The sequence below is a fragment of the Serratia sp. MYb239 genome, from assembly GCF_002966855.1.
Classification (GTDB): domain Bacteria; phylum Pseudomonadota; class Gammaproteobacteria; order Enterobacterales; family Enterobacteriaceae; genus Serratia_B; species Serratia_B rhizosphaerae.
Genome location: NZ_CP023268.1, coordinates 2,246,218 through 2,267,278, shown reverse-complemented (window position 1 = coordinate 2,267,278; position 21,061 = coordinate 2,246,218). Strand labels below are relative to the sequence as shown.

The following is a 21,061-nucleotide window of genomic DNA, read 5'->3' as shown; positions in this document are numbered from 1 at the left end:
GTTTACCCTACCGCCTAGCCTGCGCCGTTCAGGCTGTGCCAGAGGAACTCGCTGACCAGCGCGGCGTTAAACGCCGACTGTTGCTTATCCGCCGCGGCGCTGTGGCCGCCGGCGGTATTTTCATAAAAGTACGCCTGCTGATAGCCCATCTGCTGCATACGCGCCGCCATTTTACGCGCATGGGCCGGATTGACCCGGTCGTCGCTGGTGGCGGTCAGGAACAGCACCGGTGGATAGGCAACGTCCGCCTTCAGGTTATGGTACGGCGAGAAGGTGCGGATATATTCCCACTCCTGCGCCTTATCCGGGTCGCCGTATTCGGCAATCCACGACGCACCGGCCGATAGCTTGGTGTAGCGCCGCATATCCAGCAGCGGCACCTCACAGACGATACAACCGAACAGCTGCGGATAGTGCGTCAGCATATTGCCGACCAGCAGGCCGCCGTTACTGCCGCCGCGCGCCGCCAGTCTGCGTGACGATGTCACTTTTCTGTCCATCAAATCCTGCGCCACGGCGGCAAAATCCTCATAGGCGCGATGGCGGTTCTGCTTCAGCGCCGCCCGGTGCCAGGCCGGGCCGTACTCGCCGCCGCCGCGAATATTGGCGATAACATACACGCCGCCCCGCTCCAGCCAGGTCGGCGCGCGCGCCCCCAGATAGCTCGGCAGCAAGGAAACGTCGAAGCCGCCGTAACCATACAGCAGCGTCGGGTTATCGCCGTCCAGCCGCAGCCCTTTACGCGCCACCTGGAAATACGGCACCCGCGTGCCGTCTTGCGACGTCGCAAAGTGCTGGCTGACCTGATACTTATCGGCGGCAAAGTCCTGCGGCGCCTGCTTCAGCAGTTCAGGTTCGTCCTCATCGTCCAGACTGCCCAGATACAGCGACGTCGGCTGCAGGAATCCGCTGACCGTCAGGAAGTAATCATTGGTCTTATTGTCAATGCCGCCGGCGGCGACGGTGCTCAATTCGACCGGTACGCCCAGCGGCCGGGAGTGCCAGCTGTCGCCCTGCGGCGTCAGCACCTCCAGGCGGTTGGCCACATCCTGCATAATGCCGACGATCAGGTGGTCGCGCGTCGTACTATAACCGCTCAGCGCCTGGTTGGCGCTGGGGGTAAACAGGACTTCCAGCTTCCGCCTGCCGGCCAGATAGTCGTCGAATTTGGCTGCCAGCAGTGCGCCGGCCGGATAAGTCCGCCCCTCCAGTTGCCAGTCGCTTCTCGGTTTAATCAGCAGCCAGTCGCGGTGGCTGTTGATCTCCGCATCAGACGGCACCTCAATACGCTGCTGTTCGCCGTTGGCATGTAGCAAGAAGGTTTCCTGCCGATAGAAGTCGATCATGCGCACGATATAATCGCGCTCAAAACCGGGCGTATCGTCGTGATACGCATAGGCGCGCATATCCTCCGGCTGCGCCTGATACAGCGTTTCCGCGCTGTCCAGCGGCGTCCCCCGCCGCCAGCGCTTCACCGTACGCGGGTAGCCGGACTGGGTCAGTGAGCCGCTGCCGAAATCGGTGGCGACGAACAGTTCGTCGACACTGGCCCAGGACACCACGCTTTTCGCCGCCGGCAGGCGGAACCCCTGCTCGACAAAACGTTTGTTGTGTAAATCGAACTCGCGCACTTCTACCGCATCACCGCCGTCCGGCGACAGATTAATCAGGCAATAGCGATGTTCTGGCTCCAGCGACTGCGAACCGTGATACACCCACTCTTTCCCTTCCGCTTTGCCCAGCGCATCGATATCCAGCACCGTTTCCCAGACTGGCTGCGGCTTGCGGTACTCGTCCAGCGTGGCGCGCCGCAGCAGGCCGCGCGGATTTTTCTGGTCCTGCCAGAAGTTGTAGTAATAGTCGCCAAATTTGGTGACCCAGGGGATCTGCGTCTCTTTATTCAGAATATCCAGTACCTGTTTTTCCAACTGCGGAAAGGCGCTGTCCTGCGCAAACTGCTGCAGCGTGCGCTGATTCTGCTGTTTGACCCAGTTGAGCGCTTCGCTCCCCTGCAAGGGTTCCAGCCACAGCTGATCGTCCGCGGGCGGCTGTGCGCCCGCCATGGCAAGGCGGATACTGTTAGGCAGTGAAGTCATGGCGATAACGGCTCCTGCGGTTTGTGCACCGAGTTTAAGAAATTGACGTCGATTAGCGAACGGCACCATCAAGCTCCTTTTGCTGTGCGGCATAACCGGCACGGTTAAACAATCAAATGAGAGTGATTATCAACAAACTACCCATTCACTGCCATGCTGTCAAAACGCGGCGAACGGGTTAAGTACGCGGGTAATGGATCAGATCGTGAATATGCACCGCCTGCGCACTGCTATTGCGGTAGGCATGGGGACGGTCGGCCTGAAAGCGCATCGCCTCGCCGGCCGCCAGACGGTGCCAGCGATCGTCGATCGCCAGCTCCAGCTCGCCGCTCAGCACCACCACATGTTCGATCACCCCCGGCTCGTGGGGCGTCGATTCGCTGAAGGCGCCGGGCGCCAGCTCGATGGCGAACATATCAAAGCCCAGTTGCGCGTCAAACGGGAACAGCGGCGTCACACGCATGGCGGCGTTCTCCTGCATAAAGGCCGGCAGCGCTCCCTGACGGTGCAGCGTCGGCGTAGGCGGCGATGACGGCGCCAGAAAAGCGGAAAACGCCACGTTAAAACCGGTGGCGATTTTCCACAGCGTTGCTACCGTCGGGCTGGACTCCTCACGCTCAATTTGTCCCAGCATTGCCTTGCTGACGCCGGTTTGATCGGCAGCCTGGCTCAGGCTCCAACCGCGCTGATGACGCAGTGCTTTCAGGGTTTGCGCCAGATGGCCGCTCATTGGTTGCATCATTTCTCCTCGCATTGCTGGGCCGATTATAGCGCCTTGTGCGCTATAACGCACAGTGCTATGCTCGGCGCAATCGTGCGCTATAACGCACAAGCACCAGGGGATAGGATGAAACGGGCAAGCGGCATATTCCTGCCGGCATTGATCGCCGGCTTTGTCGCCGTACTGGTAGGCTATACCAGTTCGGCGGCGATTATCTTTCAGGCGGCCGCGGCCGCCGGCGCCAGCGCGCAGCAAATCGGCGGCTGGCTGAGTATGCTCGGGCTGGCGATGGGCGTCAGTTCACTAGGGCTGTCATGGTATTACCGCACGCCGATTCTCACCGCCTGGTCAACCCCCGGCGCGGCGCTGCTGGTGACCAGCCTGCCCGGCACCTCGCTGCCGGAAGCCATCGGCGTGTTTATCTTCGCCTCCGGGCTGATTCTGTTGTGTGGCGTCACCGGACTGTTCGCCCGGCTGATGCATATTATTCCGCCGTCGATCTGCGCCGCGATGCTGGCGGGCATTCTGCTGCGCTTCGGGCTGGACGCCTTCGGCGCGCTGCAGAGCAACCTGCCGCTGGCCGGCGCCATGTGTCTGACTTATCTGCTGGCGCGCCGTCTGCTGCCGCGTTACGCCATTGTGCTGACGCTGCTGGCCGGGCTGGCGGTCGCCGCGCTGCAGGGCACGATCGCGCCGATACCGTTACACGGCGCCATCGCACCGCCCGAGTTTATCGCGCCGCAGTTCAGTCTCTCTACACTGCTAGGGATCGGCGTTCCGTTCTTTATCGTCACCATGGCGTCGCAGAATGCACCGGGGATTGCCACGCTCAGCGCCGCCGGCTATCAGGTTCCCACCTCGCCGCTGATTAGCTGGACCGCGCTTACCGCGTTGCTGCTGGCGCCGTTCGGAGGCTTTTCCGTCTGCATCGCCGCAATTACCGCCGCCATCTGTATGGGGCCGGACGCGCACCCGGATCCGAAACGACGCTATCTGGCCGCAATGGCGGCCGGCGGCTTTTACCTGCTGGCCGGGCTATTCGGCGGCGCTATCGGCCTGCTGCTCAGCGCGCTGCCTGTAGCGCTGATCCACACTATCGCCGGGCTGGCGCTGCTGGGCGCCATCGGCGGCAGTCTGCAGCGTGCTCTGCACGATGAACGGCAGCGCGACGCTGCGCTGATTACTTTTCTTATCACCGCCTCCGGCATTACGCTGTTTGGCGTCGGCGCGGCGTTCTGGGGGCTGGTTGGCGGCGTATTCGCCCATCTGCTGCTGGCGTGGCCGGCACGGGCAATGCGCTGAAGACGGGTCGCATCCGGGCGGATATTCTGGTTAACTGAGATCCAGCGCGTTGGCCGACTCTGCTTGTACAACGCTCACTCCATGAATAAGTGACGGGGTAACGAATCTATGTCTGAACATGCCGCACAGCTACGCCAGAAACTGATCCGCAATTACCATCAGATCGCCAAACGCCACGACAGCCGTCCGCCGCTGTACGACAGCCTGTCAGCACGGCTGGGTACCGGCACCGCCGCCAGCAAGCTCGGTGCCTCCATCGATACCGTCGCCCCCGGCAAACGCTCCTGCCCTTATCATTTCCACTACGGGCAGGAAGAGATGTTTATCATTCTGGAAGGCTGCGGCACCCTGCGCGTGGCCGACGAAATGCTGCCGGTCAGCGCCGGCGATACCATTTTTATCCCGCCGGGGCCGGACTACCCCCACCAGTTGATCAACAGCTCCGACGCGCCGCTGACCTATCTTTCCATCAGTACCCGCGAACAGCCGGAGCTGGTGGAGTACCCGGATTCCGGCAAGTATCAGGCCATGGCGTTTACCGGCGATTATCAGGCGCGCTATCTGCAGCGACCTTCAGCATCGCTCGATTACTGGCAGGATGAACCCTGAGTCGTCCGGTGGCGACAGCCCCAGCGCGGTCGCCGCCAGTTCAGCCACGCGGAAATCGATATCCGCCGTATCGCCGTCCTCCATAAACCAGGCGGCGGACAGCCCGGCCCAGGCCAGGATCCACTGCAGCAGACGTCGCCTCTCAAAGCCGGCCAGCGCGCAGACCTGCTCAACGCGCCGCTGAAAGCGCTGCGGATCGGTGGCGATGCCGTAATTGGGATTGCAGAAGATATTGGCGTAATCAAAACCGCGTTCGCCATACAGGCGCTTGGGATCGATGGCCAGCCAGCCGCGTTCGCCGAAATCCAGCACGTTGTCATGGTGGATATCGCCATGCAACACGCACTGCTCGCGCGGGCTACCCAGCAGTTCCGCCGCCACGCTGGCGCTCAGCCGCAGCATGCCGCCGTGCGCCTGCGCCGCCGGCCACAGCGAACCAAACCACTGGTCCAGCGCTATCAGCGTCGGCAGCGGCTGCGCGCGCGGTTTGTGCAGTCGGGCGACCACCTGACACAGGATTGCCGTTGCCCGCTCGTCATCACCGGTACGCACCAGCTGGGTCAGCGACTGCGCCCCCTGCGCGCGCTCCAGCAACAGCGCGTCGCCGTGACAGGCCAGCACCTGCGCCGCGCCGTCGCCCTGCCACCAGCACATCAGCCGTGCACCGAATTTTTCCTCCGGCTCACGGGCAATTTTCAACATCGCCGGCGCCCCCTGGTGGCGCACCGGCATCAATAGGCTACTATGGGTTTCAAATGCCTTACCGTCCGGCGTCAGCGCCCAGCGCTGCAGGTAGGGAGTAAAAGCCTGATTCATCGCCCTCTCGCATCTTGATAGCTGAAAGTGCGGGCGCACGTTATGCCGCCCTGTCAGCCCAGTGTATCGATTTTATTGCCTTCGCCTTAAGGGGAAATTACGTATGTCTGGACTAAAACGCATTAATTACCCATTTTTAACCGCGCCCGGCGGCCCGTATGTGCATGCGGTGCGCCATGGCGATCTGTTGTACGTTTCCGGGCTGACGGCATTCGGCGGCGAGGCGCAGGGAGAGACGGCCGCACGGCAAACGCAGGCCGTTTTGCAACAGCTGGACGCCATTGCCCGTAATGAGGGCGGCAGCCTGGCAACGCTGATTAAACTGACGGTGTTTCTGACCGATATCGCCGACCTGCCGTCGGTGCGTCCGGTGCTGGCAGAGGCATTGGCAGATGCGCTGCCGGCCTGCTCCCTGCTGGCCGTCAGCGCGCTGTTTTCTGCAGATGTGAACGTTGAGATCGAAGCCGTTATCGCGCTGTAAGCGGCGTCACAACGCCCCTTCGTCTACCACGCAGGGGCCAACGGTGATCCAGGCGCGAGCGATTTTCCCCTGGGTAATCTCATAAATCACCAGCACGTCCATACTGCCGCGTCCGTTGGGAAAATTACGCGTCACCCGCAGTTGATCGACCACTTTATTGGCAACCACAATACGCTTTACGCGCTCGGCAAACAGGCTCGGCTCGCGAAAGCGCGCGATATGGTACTCGCGAAGTTCCGCCTTGCCGCTGGCCAGCAGTTTGTCGGGATGTTGATAGTACTGCGCATCCTCGGCCCAACAGGCGAGAAAAGCGTCGATATCCCGCGCGTTGTGAGCCTCAAGCTGCTGTTGCACCAACTCTTCCGGTCGTAACGTTCGATGGTTCATCACATTCTCCTCGCGGTGGTTACAGTTCGGCTATCTCCGTCACCCGATGCTGAAAAACATAGGGGTCTGAAATCAAACCATATGCCTCATCATCCGGATAAGTGACCGCCTGTTGATAATGCTCGCCGGCAAATTGCCTGATGGCCTCCAGCGACTCCCAATACGTAGCCAGAAAAAAGTGCACGTAGTCGCCCTGCAGTTCCTGCCGGACAAAAGCGCCACAGTTTCCAGCCGTTGCCTTAGCATGCTGCACGCCTGTGACAGCCAGATGATCGGCAAAACCCTGCCGATGTTGTTGCGGCACGCAGCCGTGCCAGGTACGAACGATCATACCGCCCTCCAGAGTGAATAAAAAATCACATTATCAGAATAAACAAGCGACCGGGTAGTAAAAGCATCTTCCCGGCATGCCGATCTGCCCCTCTCTGCCGCCATCACTCAGAAAAAACTCAGATTAACCGGTTCGGTAATCATCAAATCTCTGCTAATTTATTTCTAATAAAAATCCCAGACAGGAAAATCATGCAGAAAAAACCAGTGCTCGACGAAGCCAGACAGTTGAAACGCCTGAACGCGGCAACGCGGCGGCAGTCCCACGTCTATAAATGGTTTGCGCTGATCGCCGCATTGGATACCCTGCTGGTGTACTGTTATGACCAGGATATGCGTAATATGGTGTTTTCCGGCGCGGTGGCGCTGGTGTGCGGCTATCTGTGGATCCGCGATCGCAACAAGGCGCGCGCCTACCGCCGCGAGTTTGACCGTAAATTCGGCGTCCGGGACGATGTCTGACCCCAGACAGCGATCGTCCGCACCGCGCTATTAGCGAAACTCATCAGCCTTCGGCCATCATGAATAACAATGTTATCAACCTGTTATAAATTGACAGCCCGATCGGGAGTATTCATCATCATCCCCTATTATCCCGTTATGAGAACGCCATCATGCCGCTGTACTATCCCCCGACATACCGCCCGAGTGCGCCGATGTTTGCCGGCGGCCTGATCGATACATTGCAGAAGCAGCCGCTCGTCTGACCGGGGCGCTGTCCTGTCAGATGAGCTGGCAGCACGACGCGCAACGCCCATTCGCTGCTTTTTCATCTGGCCTCTCTCACGGTCACTCAGAAGGAATTTTTATGGCCTCTTTTTCCGGTATTTGGGTAGCGTTAGTCACCCCGTTTAATCAACACAACGTCGATTTTCCCGCGCTAAAACGTCTGGCGCAGCATCTGCTGGCCACCGGCGTCGACGGGTTGGTGGTGTGCGGCACCACCGGCGAAGCCGCCGCGCTCGATAAAGAGGAGCAACTGGCGGTGCTGGACGCGGTGCTGGAAGTGGCGCCGGCGCACCAGGTCGTCATGGGGCTGGCCGGCAACAATCTGACCGCCACCCTGCAGATGCAGCAGGCGATTGCACAGCGCGACATTGCCGGCGTGCTGGTTCCCGCACCTTATTACATCCGTCCGTCGCAGTCCGGGCTGGTTGAGTACTTCACCACGCTGGCCGACGCGTCGCACGTGCCGGTGATCCTGTACAACGTGCCTTATCGCACCGGCGTCACCCTTGAGCTGGACACGCTGCGTCAGATTGCCCGCCACCCGCAGGTGAAAGCCATCAAGGAGTGTGGCGGCAATCCGGACGTCACCATGGCGCTGATCGACGACGGCGAGATTGACGTGCTGACCGGCGAGGACAACCTGATTCTCTCCACGCTGTGCCTCGGCGGCACCGGGGCGATCTCCGCGTCGGCACATCTGTACCCGGAGCGCTTTGTGAAGCTGGTGCAACAGGTCGCCGACGGCGATCTGCCCGCCGCGCGCGCCAACTTCTACGCACTGCTGCCGATGATCCGTCAGATGTTCAGTTTCGCCAACCCGGCACCGGTGAAAGCCGCGCTGGCGCAGCAGGGACTGCTGCGCAACGAGCTGCGCGCGCCGATGCAAACCGCGCCGCTGGCGCTGCAGCAGCAAATTGCCGCCACGCTGGCGCAACTGCAGCCGCAGGATGAAGCCGTCAGTGAAATTTGTTAGCTGAAGCGCGGCAATTTCATCGCGGCGGCGCTAGGATAGAGGGTTAGGCACGCACGCCTTTTATCCTTATCAAGGAGTCAAACGATGAAACTGTTCTATAAAGCCGGCGCCTGTTCCCTGTCTCCGCATATCGTGCTGCGCGAGGCGGGGCTGGACTTCACCGCGGAAAAAGTCGATCTGGTCAGCAAAACCACCGAGAGCGGCGCCGACTATCTGGCGATTAACCCTAAAGGACAGGTTCCGGCACTGCTGCTGGATGACGGCAGTCTGCTGACCGAAGGCGTGGCAATAGTGCAGTATCTGGCGGATCGGGTGCCCGACCGTCAACTGATTCCGCCGGCGGGCACGCTGTCGCGCTACCATGCGATCGAGTGGCTGAACTTTGTCGCTACGGAGCTGCACAAGGGCTTTACCCCGCTGTTCAACCCTAAAACGCCGGAAGCGTATCTGGCGATGGCGCGCGCCAAGCTGGAGCAGCATTTCCACTATCTCGACGACGTGCTGGCGCAGCAACACTACCTGCTGGGCAGCCGCTTCTGCGTGGCGGACGCCTACCTGTTTACCGTGCTGCGCTGGGCGGTAGCGCTGCAGTTCGATCTGCAGCCCTATCCGCACCTGACCGGCTATATGAAGCGCGTGGCGGCACGCCCGGCGGTCGCCGCAGCGCTGAATGCCGAAGGTTTGCAGTAAGTGTTTGTCTTCCCCGCCGCAACGGCGGGGAAAGAATTATGCCCCGAGCTTCACCGCCGCAAAATGGCAGCGCGGGTTGACGATATAATCCTGCGCGGCAACCACCTGCAGTTCATACTCGCCCATCTCCTTGGTGGTCAGCATCACTTCATACACCGCCGCCGTCACGTGCTCCAGCGCCTGGTCCAGCGCCTTGCCCTGCAGCAGATCCACCAGCAGCAGGCCGCTGGTCAAATCGCCCACGCCCACCGGCTGACGGCTGCCGAAGTCCACCAGCGGACGGCTGATATGCCAGGCTTCCTCCGCCGTCACCAGCAGCATCTCAAACGCGTCGTGGCGATACCCGGCGCGGCTCAGGTGTTTCACTAGCACCACTTTCGGCCCGCGCGCAATCAACGCGCGCGCGGCGTCAACCGCCTGATCGACGGAGGCGATCTCACGCTGGCTGAGCTGTTCCAGTTCCAGCACGTTCGGCGCCACCATATCGCTGCACGGCAACGCCTGCTGACACAGAAACTCCGCCACGCCCGGCGCCACGATGCAGCCCTTTTCCGGGTGACCCATCACCGGATCGCAAAAATACCAGGCGTCGGGATTCGCCTGTTTCACCTGGCGCACGATATCCAGAATATGGCTGCCCTGTTCGGGAGAACCGATATAGCCGCTCAGCACCGCGTCGCAGCGCTGCAGCTGGTCGATATCCGCGATGCCCTGGGCGATCTCGCTCAGGTGGCTGGCGGGCATCACGCAGCCGGTCCAGCGGCCGTACTGCGTATGGTTGGAAAACTGCACGGTATTCAGCGGCCAGACGTTGACGCCCATGCGGCGCATGGGGAACTCCGCGGCGCTGTTGCCGGCATGACCGAACACCACGTGTGATTGAATGGAAAGAATGTTTTTCATTGGCGTGCGTAAATCTCAAAGGCCGGGAGCGTGCCGTTCCTGACCGGGTAATGACAAAGGGGCCGCAGCGGGCCCCTTTCTGTTAATTGCGATTACTGCCACTCAACCAGGCAGTAATGTTTTTTACCGCGACGCAGCAGCGTATAGCGGCCGAACAGGCGGTCGTCGTCGCTGAAAACGTATTCCGCGTTGGACTGCTTCTCGCCGTTCACGCTCACCGCATTGGAGCCGATCATGGTGCGCGCCTGGCCGCGTGACGGCACCAGCTCGGCGTTAACCAGCGCCTGCTGCAGATCGGCGTCTTTATCCAGCTTGACCGACGGCATACCGTCCTGCGCCAGCTGCGCGAAATCGGCTTCGGTCATCTCATGCAGCGCGCCGGAGAACAGGCTCTGGGTAATACGCTGCGCCGCCGCCAGCCCCTCTTCGCCGTGCACCATACGGGTCACTTCTTCCGCCAGCACGTACTGGGCGCGCGGCGCTTTGCCGCTGTTGCGGTCCTCTTCTTCCAGCGCGTTGATATCTTCCAGGCTGATAAAGGTGAAGAACTTCAGGAAGCGGTACACGTCCGCATCCGCGGTGTTGATCCAGAACTGGTAGAACTTGTACGGGCTGGTTTTTTCCGGCGCCAGCCATACCGCGCCGCCTTCGGTTTTGCCGAATTTGGTGCCGTCCGCCTTGGTGATCAGCGGCACGGTCAGACCGAACGCCTGCTGTTGATGCATACGGCGGGTCAGGTCGATGCCGGAGGTGATGTTGCCCCACTGGTCGGAACCGCCGATCTGCAGTACCACCTGATGACGACGGTGCAGCTCGGCAAAGTCGTAACCCTGCAGCAGATTGTAGGAGAACTCGGTAAAGGAGATGCCGACATCGTCACGGTTCAGGCGCTGCTTCACCGCTTCTTTGTTGATCATCTGGTTAACGGAGAAGTGCTTGCCGATGTCACGCAGGAAGGTCAGCACGTTCATATCGCCGAACCAGTCGTAGTTGTTGGCAGCGATGGCGCTATTGTCGCCGCAGTCGAAATCGAGGAACGGCGACACCTGTTTGCGGATCTTCTCCACCCACTCGTTAACGGTATCCGTGGTGTTCAGCTTGCGTTCCGCCGCCTTGAAGCTCGGATCGCCGATCAGACCGGTCGCCCCGCCCACCAGCGCCACCGGTTTGTGGCCGGCGAGCTGAAAACGCTTCAGGCACAGCAGCGGCACCAGATGGCCCAAATGCAAGCTGTCAGCGGTCGGATCGAAGCCGCAATACAGCGCAATTGGCCCTTGCGCCAGTCGCTCTGCTAACGCTTCCTCGTCCGTCACCTGGGCCACCAGGCCCCGCTCTTGCAATTGTTGAATCAGGTTGATGCTAGCCATCAAGTTCTCCATGTATAAACGAATGCACCTTTGCCGGTACACGGCCTTCCGCCCAGTGGCGAAATAATAAAATCGGAATGAAGCGCATAGAATAAAGCGCCGGCCTCAACTCTGCCAGCGCTTAACGGTATTTTCTGCGCGTCAGGGCGCCAGTCGGTCAATTTTCCAGTCATTCCCGTCGCGCTGGTACAGGAAACGGTCATGTAAACGGTGTTCGCCGCCCTGCCAGAACTCAACGGAGTCGAATCTGACGCGGAAACCGCCCCAGAAACTAGGCAGCGGCACCTCGCCGGACTGGAATTTCTGCTTCAGCTCGAGGAACTTGCTCTCCAGCACGCCACGCGCCGAGATGCGCGTTGACTGCTGCGACACCCAGGCGCCGATCTGGCTGTCTTTTGGCCGGCTGCTGAAGTATTTCATGACTTCCAGCGTCGACAGGCGCTCCGCCGTGCCGAGGAAACTGACCTGCCGGTCCAGCGTATGCCAGGGAAAATGCAGGCTGATTTTCGGGTTGTGCGCCAGCTGTTGCGCCTTGCGGCTGCCAAGGTTGGTGTAAAACACCAGCCCTTTGTCGTCATAGTGCTTCAGCAGGACAATACGCTGATACGGCTGCCCCTGCTCATCCACCGTCGCCACGCACATGGCGGTGGGATCGGCCAGGCGCGCTTCGCAGGCCTGCTGCAGCCAGCGCTCAAACAGATCCAGAGGGTTTGCCGTAAGGTCCTGACGACGCAGGCCGCCACGGGTGTATTCGCGGCGCAGGTCCGCGACATCAAACTGAGAGTTATCAGACATCTGGTGTATCAACCAACCAAAAAATAGGTGGGATTATTCTGCGCCCGACGCGCCATAATCTCAATCTTTACCGCACGCCGGGCGCCATCTCAGTTCACCAGCGTGCAGTCGCTCATAATCACTTTATCGTCACGTTCGACGAACGCGCTCTGCCCCTTGGACCAAAACGTATATTTGCCGTCGCCGTATTTGGCGCCGGAGGCGGCCAACTGCTGCTTCAGCGTCAGCTGCTGGCCATCCAGCAACAGGTTGACCGTGCTGTCTTCACCGTTAAGCGCCACGGTCAGCGGCGTGGTGCCGCACTGGTAGTGCAGCACCTGGCTCTGCTGCGGCAGGAAATAGCTGCACCCGCCGAGCGCCAGCGTCAGGCCGGCAAGAAGAAGTTTTTTCATCGGGTTATTCCTTGTAGTCAGGCGATCGTTTTTATCCTAACAGAGCGGACGCCGGTGCGATGGGAAAACCGGATAAATCCCACCGAGCAGCGTTTCGCGGCTGGCGCCGGTCACCGACGGCAGGTTGCCCGGCTGGCCGGACAGGGTACGGAACGCCAGCCAGGCAAACGCCAGCGCTTCCATATCGTCACCGCTGATGCCGAAGCTGTCGGTGGTACTGACCTCGGTGCCGGGCAGCAATGCCGCCATGCGCGCCATCAGTAGCGGATTGCGCGCCCCGCCGCCGCACACCAGCAGCCGTTCACTGCCGCCGGCCAGCATCACCTGTTCGCAGATAGTGACGGCGGTCAGTTCTACCAGGGTGGTCATCACGTCCGCCGCGCTGACGCCCGGCAGCCGCGCCAACTGCTGCTCCAGCCAGCCGATATTGAAATATTCCCGTCCGGTGCTTTTCGGCGCCGGCAGCGCAAAATAAGGATCGGCCAGCATCTGCTGCAACAGCGGCAGGCAAACCCGCCCGCTCATCGCCCAGGCGGCATCTTTGTCATACGGCTGCTGGCGATGGCGCCATACCCAGGCGTCCATCAGCATATTGCCCGGCCCGGTGTCAAAGCCGCGCACCGGCATCCCCGGCAGCAGCATAGACAGGTTGGCGATACCGCCGATATTCAGCACCATGCGCCGCTCCGCCGGATGCGACAGCAGCGCCTGATGGAACGCCGGCACCAGCGGTGCGCCCTGCCCGCCGTAGGCCATATCGCGGCGGCGAAAATCGCCGACGGTGGTAATGTTGGTCAACGCGGCGATGCGGTTATTGTCACCCAGCTGCATCGAAAAACGCGTGTCTCCTTCCGGCTCATGCCAGATGGTTTGCCCGTGGCAACCGATGGCGGTGATCTCATGGGCCGGCACGCCGGTTTGCTCCAGCAGCCCCAGCACCGCTTCGCCGAACAGCGTGCCCAGCCTGGCGTCCAACTGCCCGACGGCGGAGACCGTGGTCGGCTGGCCCTGGCACATGCCGAGGATTTCATGCTTAAGCGCAATCGGCAGCGGATGGCTGTAGCTGGCCTGCTGCGCCACCATACGTTCATCAATGGCGGCCAGCACCACGTCTACCCCGTCCAGACTGGTGCCTGACATAACGCCGATATAGCGGCCTGACTTCATAAACCTGTCCTTTCCCCGTCGCGGGTCTGCTTAACCGTTGTCACTCAGACAAATAAACCAGAATTAATCTATTAACGCCATGAATTAGGATGCCTTTTTTGCGATTGTGAGAGAAAACGTTTATTTTTAGCACGCGCCAGGCGCACGTTTTACCCTGAGCCGTACGGCGATACACTGTGATAAATTTAAACAGCTGTTTATTATTGGTTGAACGGTGCACGATTATGCTGGAAGGAGAGGTAAGGTGCGGCACGCGCGGCCTAATAGGCATTTGCGCAGCTTTGAGCCATACTTTGTCTATCTTTCACTGACTCTCGCCTGGGATGGCCAGGTTATGGAACACTAAAATCAGGAGTTTTATATGATCAAACGTCTTATCGTTGTTGCTCTAGCCGGGCTGACGCTGGCCGGTTGCGCCAATGATTCCATGTCCGGCGACGTTTATACGTCGGCACAGGCGAAGCAGGTGCAGCAGGCCAGCTACGGCACTCTGGTATCCGTGCGTCCGGTGAAAATCCAGGGCGAAGGCGGTTCTAACATGCTCGGCACCATCGGCGGCGCAGTGATCGGCGGCTTCCTCGGCAACACGATCGGCGGCGGCACCGGCCGTAGCCTGGCCACCGCAGCAGGCGCCGTCGCCGGCGGCGTGGCGGGCGACCAGATCGGCGACGTTGCCGGCCGTACTTCCGGCGTCGAGCTGGAAATCCGTCCGGACACCAAAGGCGACAACATTGTCGTGGTGCAGAAAGCAGGCGCCACCAAGTTCAGCCCGGGCCAGCGCGTGCGTATGGCGCGCTCCGGCAATACGGTTACCGTATCTCCGCTGTAACACGCTGTTTCCCAACGTAAAACCGGAGGCCCTGGCCTCCGGTTTTATGTTTTGCTGCTGTAAATGTAATCGTGCAAAAATCTTGAAGATTATTGTTTGTTTTGTAGGTCGGTAATGTTCTGCTCAAGCTTGCCAATCAGCGTCACCAACAGCTGTACCTCTTCCGGCCTGATGCCGTTCAGGATTTCACCGCGTGTCGAACTGATAACGCTGTCCACCTCGCGGATAATCGGCGCGGCGGCCTCGGTCAGTTTAATGCGTTTCGCCCGCCGGTCGTTGGCGCAGATATGCCGCGTGATCAGCCCCTTCTCTTCCAGTTGATCCAGCGTACGCACCAGCGAGGGTTGTTCAATGCCAATCGCCTTCGCCAGCTGAATCTGCGACTGCTCCGGCGGCAGCCGGCTGATATTGTGCAGCGTCACCCAATGCGTCTGGGTGAGCTCCAACGGTTTTAGCCGATGATCGATGAGCGCGCGCCAAACACGAACCAATCGTGCTAAATCCGAACCTAAAGTTGATTCCACTTACCCCTCCTTATAATTAGCATGCTAATATTAATCTCCCAGACCATACTCTATTTTGGGTAAATCACATTAAAAATACAAATGTATATAATGGATATTCTCAAAGCCGTCAGTAAACTTAGCAGTATTTGGTTACCAAATACTCGAATATATTACACATTTGCACGTAGGAATAGTTAAATTGATTACGCCATGGTTACATTCGAGCGCAGCACTGCCCGATTTGGTATTGGGCGCATCGCTTTATTTCCCCCCCATGTTTAAAGCATTCTTACTAGGTCTGGTTTTTTGGTTGCTGGTGCATCGCCTGCTGCGCGACTGGCTCTATTCCGGCGAAATTTGGCATCCAATGTTAATGGATTTATCCATTTTCGTCATTGCCGTGAGCGGCTCTTTGTGGATCTTAGCGAGTTTGTAACCGATGAAGTATAAAACATTAAAATATTTTTCCACGGTCATTGTCTGCGCCATCGCCATTTGCGCCGGTTGGTGGCTGTGGAATTATTATATGCAGTCTCCCTGGACCCGCGACGGCAAAGTACGCGCGGAACTGGTCAATATCACCCCGGAAGTCTCAGGCCGGCTGACCAAAATAACCGTACACGATAACCAATATGTTTCCGCCGGCAGTCTGATATTTAGCCTGGACGCCGAGCCTTACCGCATCGCGCTGGCGAATGCCGAGGCGGCGCTTGCCAAAGCGCAGTCCGACCTGGCGAAGGCCGAACATGAAGCCGCCCGCCGCCGCGGACTGCCGCGCGATGTTATTTCCAGCGAAGCGCTGGACGCTGCAAATTTAACCGCACAGGCAATGAAAGCGGCTTATAAAGCCGCTCAGGCAAATCTTGAACAGGCAAAATGGAATTTAAGTAAAACGCAAATTTATGCGCCGACGGACGGTTATATCACTAATTTACAGGCGCGGGTGGGTAACTATGCCAGCACCGGCACCCCGCTGGTGGCGCTGGTCGATGTGCACTCTTTTTATGTGCTCGGTTATTTTGAAGAGACCAAACTCAAGCATATTAAAGAGGGAAACAAAGCGGATATCACTTTATATAATGGCAATATGCCTTTACAGGGACAGGTCGAGAGCATCGGTCGCGCTATTTATGACCAAAGCGTCGAAAACGGCGGCAATTTATTAATGGATGTGAAACCCAATGTGCCCTGGGTACGTTTGGCGCAGCGCGTGCCGGTACGGATAAAATTGCTCAATGTGCCCGCCGACCTGCCGCTGGTCGCCGGCACCACCTGCACCATTTCGATACATCAGAAAGGTTAATCAATGAATCTGCCGTTTCTGGAATGGAAACGCACGCCGTGGGGGCGCGCCACCGGCGGCCAGTGGCGCTATGCGCTGCGTAATTCGTTGGCAATGTGTCTGGCGCTCTGGGTAGCGTTCGCCCTTGATCTGGACGAGCCCTACTGGGCGCTCACCTCGGCGGCGGTGGTCAGTTTCCCCACGGTGGGCGGCGTTATCAGCAAGAGTATCGGCCGGATTATCGGCAGCCTGATCGGCGCCGCCGCATCGGTCGCCATCGCCGGCCACTGCCTGAACGATCCCTGGCTGTTCACGCTGTTTATCGCCGCCTGGATCGGGCTGTGCACCTATATTTCCAACCACTACCAGAACAATGTCTCCTATGCCTTCGCCCTGTCGGGCTACACCGCCGCCATTATCGCCTTCAGTACGGTGAACGTGACGGACACGCTGGATATTTTCAACCTTGCCCAGGCGCGCGTCTGCGAGGTGATTACCGGCATCCTGTGCGGCGCGCTGATGATGATGATCCTGCCCAGCACCTCTGACGGCGAAACGCTGCTGACCTCCCTGCGCCGCATGCATCTGCGCCTGCTGGAGCACGCCGCCATGCTGTGGCAACCGGAGGTGACGCCGCAGATCCGCACCTCCCACGAAGGGGTCATCAGCCAGATCCTCACCATGAATCTGCTGCGTATTCAGGCGTTCTGGAGCCACTACCGGCTGCGCCGGCAAAACCATGTGCTCAACTACATGCTGCACCTGCAGCTGCGCCTGACCAGCGTAATTTCCAGCCTGCGGCGTATGCTGCTCAACTGGCCGGATCCGCCGGCCAATCTGGAGCCGGTACTGACACAGCTGCTTGACGAACTGCGCAATGCGCATACCGACAAATACCGGCTGGCGAAAATCCTGCAGCAGATCGCGCCGCTGGATGAAACGGACTATCGCCACCATGCTTTTTTCCTGCGGCTGCGCGACTTCTGCTGGCTGTATCTGCAGGCCAACCGCTGGCTGCTGCAGCTGGAAAACGCCACGCCGGTCAGCAATATTCAGCCTCCGGCGGTCAGCGCGCTGGCGCGCCATACCGACAGTTATGAAGCGGCCTACAACGGGCTGCGCACTTTTTTAAGCATCGTGCTCGGCTGCGCCTACTGGATCAACACGCAGTGGGAGGCCGGCAGCGCCGCTCTGACGCTGACCGCCATCAGTTGCGTGCTCTACTCCGCCACGCCGTCGCCGATCAAAAGCATCACCACGCTGTTAAAAGCGCTGGTGCTGCTGTCCGTCGGCTGCTTTGTGGTGAAATTCGGTCTGATGGTGCAAATCGATGATTTCTGGCTGTTCTGCGCCTTTCTGTTCCCGGTGCTGGTCACCATGCAAATGCTCAAGCTGCAGAATCCCCCCTACGCCGCGCTGTGGGGACAGCTGATTGTCTTTATGGGCTCTTTTCTTACCATCACCAACCCGCCGAGTTACGACTATCAGTCATTCCTCAATGACAATATCGGCAAGATCGTCGGCGTTCTGTTGGCCGGGCTGGCCTTCCAGATCCTGCGCCCCAGTTCGGACAAGCGCAAAAGCCGGCGCATCATCCGCGCCCTGCGGCGCGATTTTATTGACCAACTGAGCCAAAAGCCGCAGCTGCGCCAAAGCCGCTTCGAATCGCTGATTTACCACCGCATCAGCCAGTTGAATCAGAGCCAGGACCAGGAGGCGCGCACCTGGCTGCTACGCTGGGGCGTGGTGCTGCTGAACTGCAGCCATATCGTCTGGCAGCTGCGTGACTGGCAGACGCGCTCCGATCCGCTCTCGGCGGTGCGCGATCGCTGTATTCACTGCCTGCGCGGCATTATGACGGAAAGAGGCGTTCAGCACCGTTCGCTGGATGCGACACTGCGGGAGTTACTGCGGATAGGCGATGCGCTGGCGCAGCATCATGACGCGGCGGCGCGGGAATTGGCCGGGCTGGTGTGGCGGCTATACTGCTCGCTGCAACAGCTGCGGCAGGCTATCGCGCCGCCGCAGGACGATGGGGCCGCCGTCATGACGGCCCCATCCTGACGCACGGTTATTTGATCACCCCGCAGGCGAAGCGGTCACCGCCGCCGCCCAGCGGTTTCGGCCGATCGGCATGGTTATCGCCGCCGACGTGCACCATCAGCGCCTTGCCTTCAATGTCGCTGATTTTTTTCAGCCTTGGCGCCAGCACCGGATAGCTGGCGGTGCCATCTTCGGCAACGTAGATAGCCGGTAAGTCTCCCAGGTGACCAACGGCATACGGCCCCAGGTGTTTGCCGGTTTTTTCCGGGTCAAAGTGGCCGCCGGCCGCCAGCGCCGCCACCGCCTTGCCCTCTTTCATCGCCGGCTCGCAGCTGCCGTTCTCATGTACGTGAAAACCGTGGATGCCGGCGGGCAACGCTTTGAGCTGCGGTGTAAACTGCAGCCCGTACGGCGTTTCGCTGATGGCGATCTTACCAATATCCTGACCGATGCCCTGCGCGGTCACCAAATGAATATCCACCTCTTCCGTTGCCGCCTGGGCAACGCCGCAGGCCAGCAGGCCGATTGCCGCACACCAAAAATGTTTCATAAATCAACCTCTCCATTCACGTCCGTTATCGAACTTTGAGTATAGAAGACGAGCCTCGCCGCACCCGACCGGAGCGCAATATTGCCTGCCCGGCTCGCATAATTATCCATCTGTGCTAATACTTCTTTACCGCTTGTGGTCAGTCATCTGACCAGTTGTCGTTCGGTTTATCCTGTTTAACTTAATCCCGGCTGCCGAAGATCATCAAGCGAATCACCAACATAACGGCAACCGGCATCAAAAGGAACCGGCTATGGGCATTTTTGATTATCGTGAGACGGACGCCGCTGCGTCCAAAACGCTGTTTGCCGACGCGATGGCGATCTCCCACTATGCATACCATAACATCGATAACGGCTTTGCCGTCGGCTATCAGAATAACGGCTATGGCCTGGGGCTGCCGCTGACGCTGGTTGGCGGTATCCTCGGCAGTACCGACTCGCAGGGCGCGCTGCCCGGCATTCCCTGGAACCCGGATGCGGAAAAGGCCGCGCTGGAGGCGGTCACCGAGGCTGGCTGGACGCGGGTCGATGCGCAGCAGTTGGGCTACCAGGGTAAAACCGACGCCCGTGGCACCTATTTCGGCGAAACCAGGGGCTATGAAACCGCACAGGCTGAAGTGCTGGCGAAGTATGACGATGCCGGCAAGCTGACCGAGATCGGCATCGCCTTCCGCGGCACCAGCGGACCGCGCGAATCGGTCATCAGCGACAGTATCGGCGATGTGATTAACGATCTGCTGGCCGGCTTCGGCCCGGCGGGTTATGCCGACCATTACACGCTTAACGCCTTTAATACGCTGCTGGGCGACGTGGCGCGCTTTGCGCAACAAAACGGCCTGACGGGCGAAGACGTGGTGGTCAGCGGCCACAGCCTGGGCGGCATGGCCGTCAACAGTATGGCCAGCATGAGTGACGCTAACTGGGACGGTTTCTACGCACACGCCAACTATGTGGCATTCGCCTCACCCACTCAGCACCAAGGCGACGATCGGGTGCTGAATATCGGTTACGAAAACGACCCGGTGTTCCGCGCCCTCGACGGCAGTACGCTGACCGCCGGTTCGCTGGGGGTGCACGACGGCGTAAAAGAGAACGCCACCAATAATATCGTCAATTTTAACGATCACTACGCCTCCGCCGCCTGGAACGCGCTGCCGTTTTCCATCCTGAATATTCCCACCTGGCTGTCGCACCTGCCCAGTGCCTATCAGGACGGTCTGACGCGCGTGCTGGACTCGGCGTTTTACGATCTTACCGGGCAAAATTCGACGGTGATCGTCACCAATCTGTCCAACGTGACCCGCGGCTCGACCTGGGTGGAAGATCTCAACCGCAATGCCGAGACGCACAGCGGACCGACCTTTATCATCGGCAGCGATGGCAATGATCTCATCAAAGGCGGTCAGGGCAACAATTACCTCGAAGGGCGCGCCGGCGACGATACCTTCCGCGACGGCGGCGGCTATAACTGGATCCTCGGCGGTGACGGCCGCAATACGCTGGATATCCAGCAGCCGCTGCAGGATCGCGAAGTGGCGTACGACGGCGTAAACCTGTATCTGCGCGACGCCGACGGCGGGATTACCCTTGCCGAGAATATCTCTACGCTGCGCAGCAAAGAGTTGCAGCTCGTCGTGCTGAATAAAAACGTCGATCATCAGGTCACCGCCGATGGCCTGCTCTCTGCGTCGGGGCTGACCGCTTACGCCGACTCGCTCAACGGCGGCGACGGCGGCGACAGCCTGACGGCAACGCAGGCCGGCGGCTGGCTGTTCGGGCTGGAAGGCGACGATACGCTGAACGGCCAGCTCGGCAACCATACGTTTGTCGGCGGAGCCGGCAACGACCAACTGCAGGCCGGCGGCGGCGGCAATACGTTTCTGTTCAGCGGCAGCTTCGGCCACGATCGGCTGGAGGGGTTGCAGGCAAGCGATAAGCTGGTGTTTATCGGCGCCGGCAGCCGGGTCGAATACCATGAAGCGGATAACAATCTGACTATCGGGCTGGGCGACAGCAGCGTGACGCTGGTCGGCGTCAGCCCGCAGTCGCTGCAGGACGGCCAGCTGATTGTGGCCTGATTAATGCGCCGGC

23 protein-coding genes are annotated in these 21,061 nt (G+C 59.8%); 11 read left to right on the top strand and 12 right to left on the bottom strand.

Annotated elements, in window-relative coordinates; all coding sequences use genetic code 11:
• Positions 1-14 precede the first annotated feature (14 nt).
• Both CLM71_RS10935 and CLM71_RS10930 read right to left on the bottom strand, forming a co-directional pair.
• Complete coding sequence (locus tag CLM71_RS10935) at positions 15-2,096, bottom strand: prolyl oligopeptidase family protein (protein ID WP_105231022.1); 2,082 nt, start codon at positions 2,094-2,096, stop codon at positions 15-17.
• 178 nt (positions 2,097-2,274) lie between these two features.
• The gene (locus CLM71_RS10930) at positions 2,275-2,835 is read right to left on the bottom strand and encodes a helix-turn-helix domain-containing protein (protein WP_105233316.1); all 561 of its coding nucleotides are present in this window, start codon (positions 2,833-2,835) and stop codon (positions 2,275-2,277) included.
• A gap of 108 nt (positions 2,836-2,943) precedes the next feature.
• Between CLM71_RS10930 and CLM71_RS10925 the strand changes: the two genes are divergently transcribed.
• Entirely contained in the window at positions 2,944-4,119 is a 1,176-nt protein-coding gene (locus CLM71_RS10925; protein WP_105231021.1) for a benzoate/H(+) symporter BenE family transporter, read from the top strand.
• A gap of 108 nt (positions 4,120-4,227) precedes the next feature.
• Positions 4,228-4,728, top strand: a complete 501-nt coding sequence (locus CLM71_RS10920; protein ID WP_105231020.1) for a cupin domain-containing protein — start codon at positions 4,228-4,230, stop codon at positions 4,726-4,728.
• Here the strand turns inward: CLM71_RS10920 and CLM71_RS10915 are convergent.
• Positions 4,693-5,544: an aminoglycoside phosphotransferase family protein gene (locus CLM71_RS10915; RefSeq protein WP_105231019.1), complete on the bottom strand. Its 852-nt coding sequence runs from the start codon at positions 5,542-5,544 to the stop codon at positions 4,693-4,695. The two genes, CLM71_RS10920 and CLM71_RS10915, sit on opposite strands and share 36 nt — an antisense overlap.
• A gap of 103 nt (positions 5,545-5,647) precedes the next feature.
• Here CLM71_RS10915 and CLM71_RS10910 point away from each other — a divergent pair, with 103 nt between their 5' ends.
• Positions 5,648-6,025, top strand: coding sequence for a RidA family protein (locus tag CLM71_RS10910; protein ID WP_105231018.1), 378 nt, complete (start codon positions 5,648-5,650; stop codon positions 6,023-6,025).
• Positions 6,026-6,031: 6 nt separating this feature from the next.
• On the opposite strand, the gene CLM71_RS10905 is transcribed toward CLM71_RS10910, so the two are convergent.
• Both CLM71_RS10905 and CLM71_RS10900 read right to left on the bottom strand, forming a co-directional pair.
• Positions 6,032-6,412: a nuclear transport factor 2 family protein gene (locus tag CLM71_RS10905; RefSeq protein ID WP_105231017.1), complete on the bottom strand. Its 381-nt coding sequence runs from the start codon at positions 6,410-6,412 to the stop codon at positions 6,032-6,034.
• Between the two features lie 19 nt (positions 6,413-6,431).
• Positions 6,432-6,743, bottom strand: a complete 312-nt coding sequence (locus CLM71_RS10900) for a hypothetical protein (protein ID WP_105231016.1) — start codon at positions 6,741-6,743, stop codon at positions 6,432-6,434.
• Positions 6,744-6,934: 191 nt separating this feature from the next.
• Here CLM71_RS10900 and CLM71_RS10895 point away from each other — a divergent pair, with 191 nt between their 5' ends.
• The 3 genes from CLM71_RS10895 to gstA all read left to right on the top strand — a co-directional run bounded on the left by CLM71_RS10895 (position 6,935) and on the right by gstA (position 9,134).
• On the top strand, positions 6,935-7,204 hold the full coding sequence (locus tag CLM71_RS10895; protein WP_105231015.1) for a hypothetical protein: 270 nt from the start codon (positions 6,935-6,937) through the stop codon (positions 7,202-7,204).
• Between the two features lie 346 nt (positions 7,205-7,550).
• On the top strand, positions 7,551-8,444 hold the full coding sequence (dapA, locus tag CLM71_RS10890; RefSeq protein ID WP_105231014.1) for a 4-hydroxy-tetrahydrodipicolinate synthase: 894 nt from the start codon (positions 7,551-7,553) through the stop codon (positions 8,442-8,444).
• Positions 8,445-8,528: 84 nt separating this feature from the next.
• Complete coding sequence (gstA, locus tag CLM71_RS10885) at positions 8,529-9,134, top strand: glutathione transferase GstA (RefSeq protein ID WP_105231013.1); 606 nt, start codon at positions 8,529-8,531, stop codon at positions 9,132-9,134.
• A gap of 36 nt (positions 9,135-9,170) precedes the next feature.
• Here the strand turns inward: gstA and pdxY are convergent, their stop codons facing one another.
• The 5 genes from pdxY to anmK all read right to left on the bottom strand — a co-directional run bounded on the left by pdxY (position 9,171) and on the right by anmK (position 13,758).
• Positions 9,171-10,037, bottom strand: a complete 867-nt coding sequence (pdxY, locus tag CLM71_RS10880; RefSeq protein ID WP_105231012.1) for a pyridoxal kinase PdxY — start codon at positions 10,035-10,037, stop codon at positions 9,171-9,173.
• 92 nt (positions 10,038-10,129) lie between these two features.
• Positions 10,130-11,404 carry a tyrosine--tRNA ligase gene (tyrS, locus tag CLM71_RS10875; protein WP_105231011.1) on the bottom strand — a complete coding sequence of 425 codons (1,275 nt, stop codon included), beginning with the start codon at positions 11,402-11,404 and terminating at the stop codon, positions 10,130-10,132.
• Between the two features lie 141 nt (positions 11,405-11,545).
• Positions 11,546-12,199 (bottom strand): pyridoxamine 5'-phosphate oxidase, encoded by a 654-nt coding sequence (gene pdxH, locus CLM71_RS10870; RefSeq protein ID WP_105231010.1) that lies wholly within the window; start codon positions 12,197-12,199, stop codon positions 11,546-11,548.
• 89 nt (positions 12,200-12,288) lie between these two features.
• Positions 12,289-12,591 carry an MliC family protein gene (locus CLM71_RS10865; protein WP_105231009.1) on the bottom strand — a complete coding sequence of 101 codons (303 nt, stop codon included), beginning with the start codon at positions 12,589-12,591 and terminating at the stop codon, positions 12,289-12,291.
• A gap of 36 nt (positions 12,592-12,627) precedes the next feature.
• Positions 12,628-13,758: an anhydro-N-acetylmuramic acid kinase gene (gene anmK / locus CLM71_RS10860; protein ID WP_105231008.1), complete on the bottom strand. Its 1,131-nt coding sequence runs from the start codon at positions 13,756-13,758 to the stop codon at positions 12,628-12,630.
• A 361-nt stretch (positions 13,759-14,119) separates the two neighbouring features.
• Here anmK and CLM71_RS10855 point away from each other — a divergent pair, with 361 nt between their 5' ends.
• The gene (locus CLM71_RS10855; RefSeq protein WP_105231007.1) at positions 14,120-14,587 is read left to right on the top strand and encodes a glycine zipper 2TM domain-containing protein; all 468 of its coding nucleotides are present in this window, start codon (positions 14,120-14,122) and stop codon (positions 14,585-14,587) included.
• A gap of 89 nt (positions 14,588-14,676) precedes the next feature.
• Here CLM71_RS10855 and slyA read toward each other — a convergent pair whose 3' ends face one another.
• The gene (gene slyA, locus CLM71_RS10850) at positions 14,677-15,111 is read right to left on the bottom strand and encodes a transcriptional regulator SlyA (RefSeq protein ID WP_105231006.1); all 435 of its coding nucleotides are present in this window, start codon (positions 15,109-15,111) and stop codon (positions 14,677-14,679) included.
• A gap of 256 nt (positions 15,112-15,367) precedes the next feature.
• Between slyA and CLM71_RS10845 the strand changes: the two genes are divergently transcribed.
• From CLM71_RS10845 to CLM71_RS10835, 3 genes are read left to right on the top strand one after another with little or no spacing between them, the layout of a single operon-like run.
• Complete coding sequence (locus tag CLM71_RS10845; RefSeq protein ID WP_232251679.1) at positions 15,368-15,529, top strand: DUF1656 domain-containing protein; 162 nt, start codon at positions 15,368-15,370, stop codon at positions 15,527-15,529.
• 3 nt (positions 15,530-15,532) lie between these two features.
• Positions 15,533-16,396, top strand: a complete 864-nt coding sequence (locus CLM71_RS10840) for an HlyD family secretion protein (RefSeq protein WP_105231004.1) — start codon at positions 15,533-15,535, stop codon at positions 16,394-16,396.
• Between the two features lie 3 nt (positions 16,397-16,399).
• Positions 16,400-18,439 (top strand): FUSC family protein, encoded by a 2,040-nt coding sequence (locus tag CLM71_RS10835; RefSeq protein ID WP_105231003.1) that lies wholly within the window; start codon positions 16,400-16,402, stop codon positions 18,437-18,439.
• Positions 18,440-18,446: 7 nt separating this feature from the next.
• On the opposite strand, the gene sodC is transcribed toward CLM71_RS10835, so the two are convergent.
• The gene (sodC, locus tag CLM71_RS10830) at positions 18,447-18,968 is read right to left on the bottom strand and encodes a superoxide dismutase family protein (RefSeq protein ID WP_105231002.1); all 522 of its coding nucleotides are present in this window, start codon (positions 18,966-18,968) and stop codon (positions 18,447-18,449) included.
• Positions 18,969-19,221: 253 nt separating this feature from the next.
• Here sodC and CLM71_RS10825 point away from each other — a divergent pair, with 253 nt between their 5' ends.
• Positions 19,222-21,048, top strand: a complete 1,827-nt coding sequence (locus CLM71_RS10825) for a polyurethanase (RefSeq protein WP_105231001.1) — start codon at positions 19,222-19,224, stop codon at positions 21,046-21,048.
• Positions 21,049-21,061: the final 13 nt, after the last annotated feature.

Excerpts from the sequence above, each read along its gene's own strand:
- CLM71_RS10935 (WP_105231022.1), bottom strand. The coding sequence starts at position 2,096 with ATGACTTCACTGCCTAACAGTATCCGCCTTGCCATGGCGGGCGCACAG.
- CLM71_RS10930 (WP_105233316.1), bottom strand. The coding sequence starts at position 2,835 with ATGCAACCAATGAGCGGCCATCTGGCGCAAACCCTGAAAGCACTGCGT.
- CLM71_RS10925 (WP_105231021.1), top strand. The coding sequence starts at position 2,944 with ATGAAACGGGCAAGCGGCATATTCCTGCCGGCATTGATCGCCGGCTTT.
- CLM71_RS10920 (WP_105231020.1), top strand. The coding sequence starts at position 4,228 with ATGTCTGAACATGCCGCACAGCTACGCCAGAAACTGATCCGCAATTAC.
- CLM71_RS10915 (WP_105231019.1), bottom strand. The coding sequence starts at position 5,544 with ATGAATCAGGCTTTTACTCCCTACCTGCAGCGCTGGGCGCTGACGCCG.
- CLM71_RS10910 (WP_105231018.1), top strand. The coding sequence starts at position 5,648 with ATGTCTGGACTAAAACGCATTAATTACCCATTTTTAACCGCGCCCGGC.
- CLM71_RS10905 (WP_105231017.1), bottom strand. The coding sequence starts at position 6,412 with ATGAACCATCGAACGTTACGACCGGAAGAGTTGGTGCAACAGCAGCTT.
- CLM71_RS10900 (WP_105231016.1), bottom strand. The coding sequence starts at position 6,743 with ATGATCGTTCGTACCTGGCACGGCTGCGTGCCGCAACAACATCGGCAG.
- CLM71_RS10895 (WP_105231015.1), top strand. The coding sequence starts at position 6,935 with ATGCAGAAAAAACCAGTGCTCGACGAAGCCAGACAGTTGAAACGCCTG.
- dapA (WP_105231014.1), top strand. The coding sequence starts at position 7,551 with ATGGCCTCTTTTTCCGGTATTTGGGTAGCGTTAGTCACCCCGTTTAAT.
- gstA (WP_105231013.1), top strand. The coding sequence starts at position 8,529 with ATGAAACTGTTCTATAAAGCCGGCGCCTGTTCCCTGTCTCCGCATATC.
- pdxY (WP_105231012.1), bottom strand. The coding sequence starts at position 10,037 with ATGAAAAACATTCTTTCCATTCAATCACACGTGGTGTTCGGTCATGCC.
- tyrS (WP_105231011.1), bottom strand. The coding sequence starts at position 11,404 with ATGGCTAGCATCAACCTGATTCAACAATTGCAAGAGCGGGGCCTGGTG.
- pdxH (WP_105231010.1), bottom strand. The coding sequence starts at position 12,199 with ATGTCTGATAACTCTCAGTTTGATGTCGCGGACCTGCGCCGCGAATAC.
- CLM71_RS10865 (WP_105231009.1), bottom strand. The coding sequence starts at position 12,591 with ATGAAAAAACTTCTTCTTGCCGGCCTGACGCTGGCGCTCGGCGGGTGC.
- anmK (WP_105231008.1), bottom strand. The coding sequence starts at position 13,758 with ATGAAGTCAGGCCGCTATATCGGCGTTATGTCAGGCACCAGTCTGGAC.
- CLM71_RS10855 (WP_105231007.1), top strand. The coding sequence starts at position 14,120 with ATGATCAAACGTCTTATCGTTGTTGCTCTAGCCGGGCTGACGCTGGCC.
- CLM71_RS10845 (WP_232251679.1), top strand. The coding sequence starts at position 15,368 with ATGTTTAAAGCATTCTTACTAGGTCTGGTTTTTTGGTTGCTGGTGCAT.
- CLM71_RS10840 (WP_105231004.1), top strand. The coding sequence starts at position 15,533 with ATGAAGTATAAAACATTAAAATATTTTTCCACGGTCATTGTCTGCGCC.
- CLM71_RS10835 (WP_105231003.1), top strand. The coding sequence starts at position 16,400 with ATGAATCTGCCGTTTCTGGAATGGAAACGCACGCCGTGGGGGCGCGCC.
- sodC (WP_105231002.1), bottom strand. The coding sequence starts at position 18,968 with ATGAAACATTTTTGGTGTGCGGCAATCGGCCTGCTGGCCTGCGGCGTT.
- CLM71_RS10825 (WP_105231001.1), top strand. The coding sequence starts at position 19,222 with ATGGGCATTTTTGATTATCGTGAGACGGACGCCGCTGCGTCCAAAACG.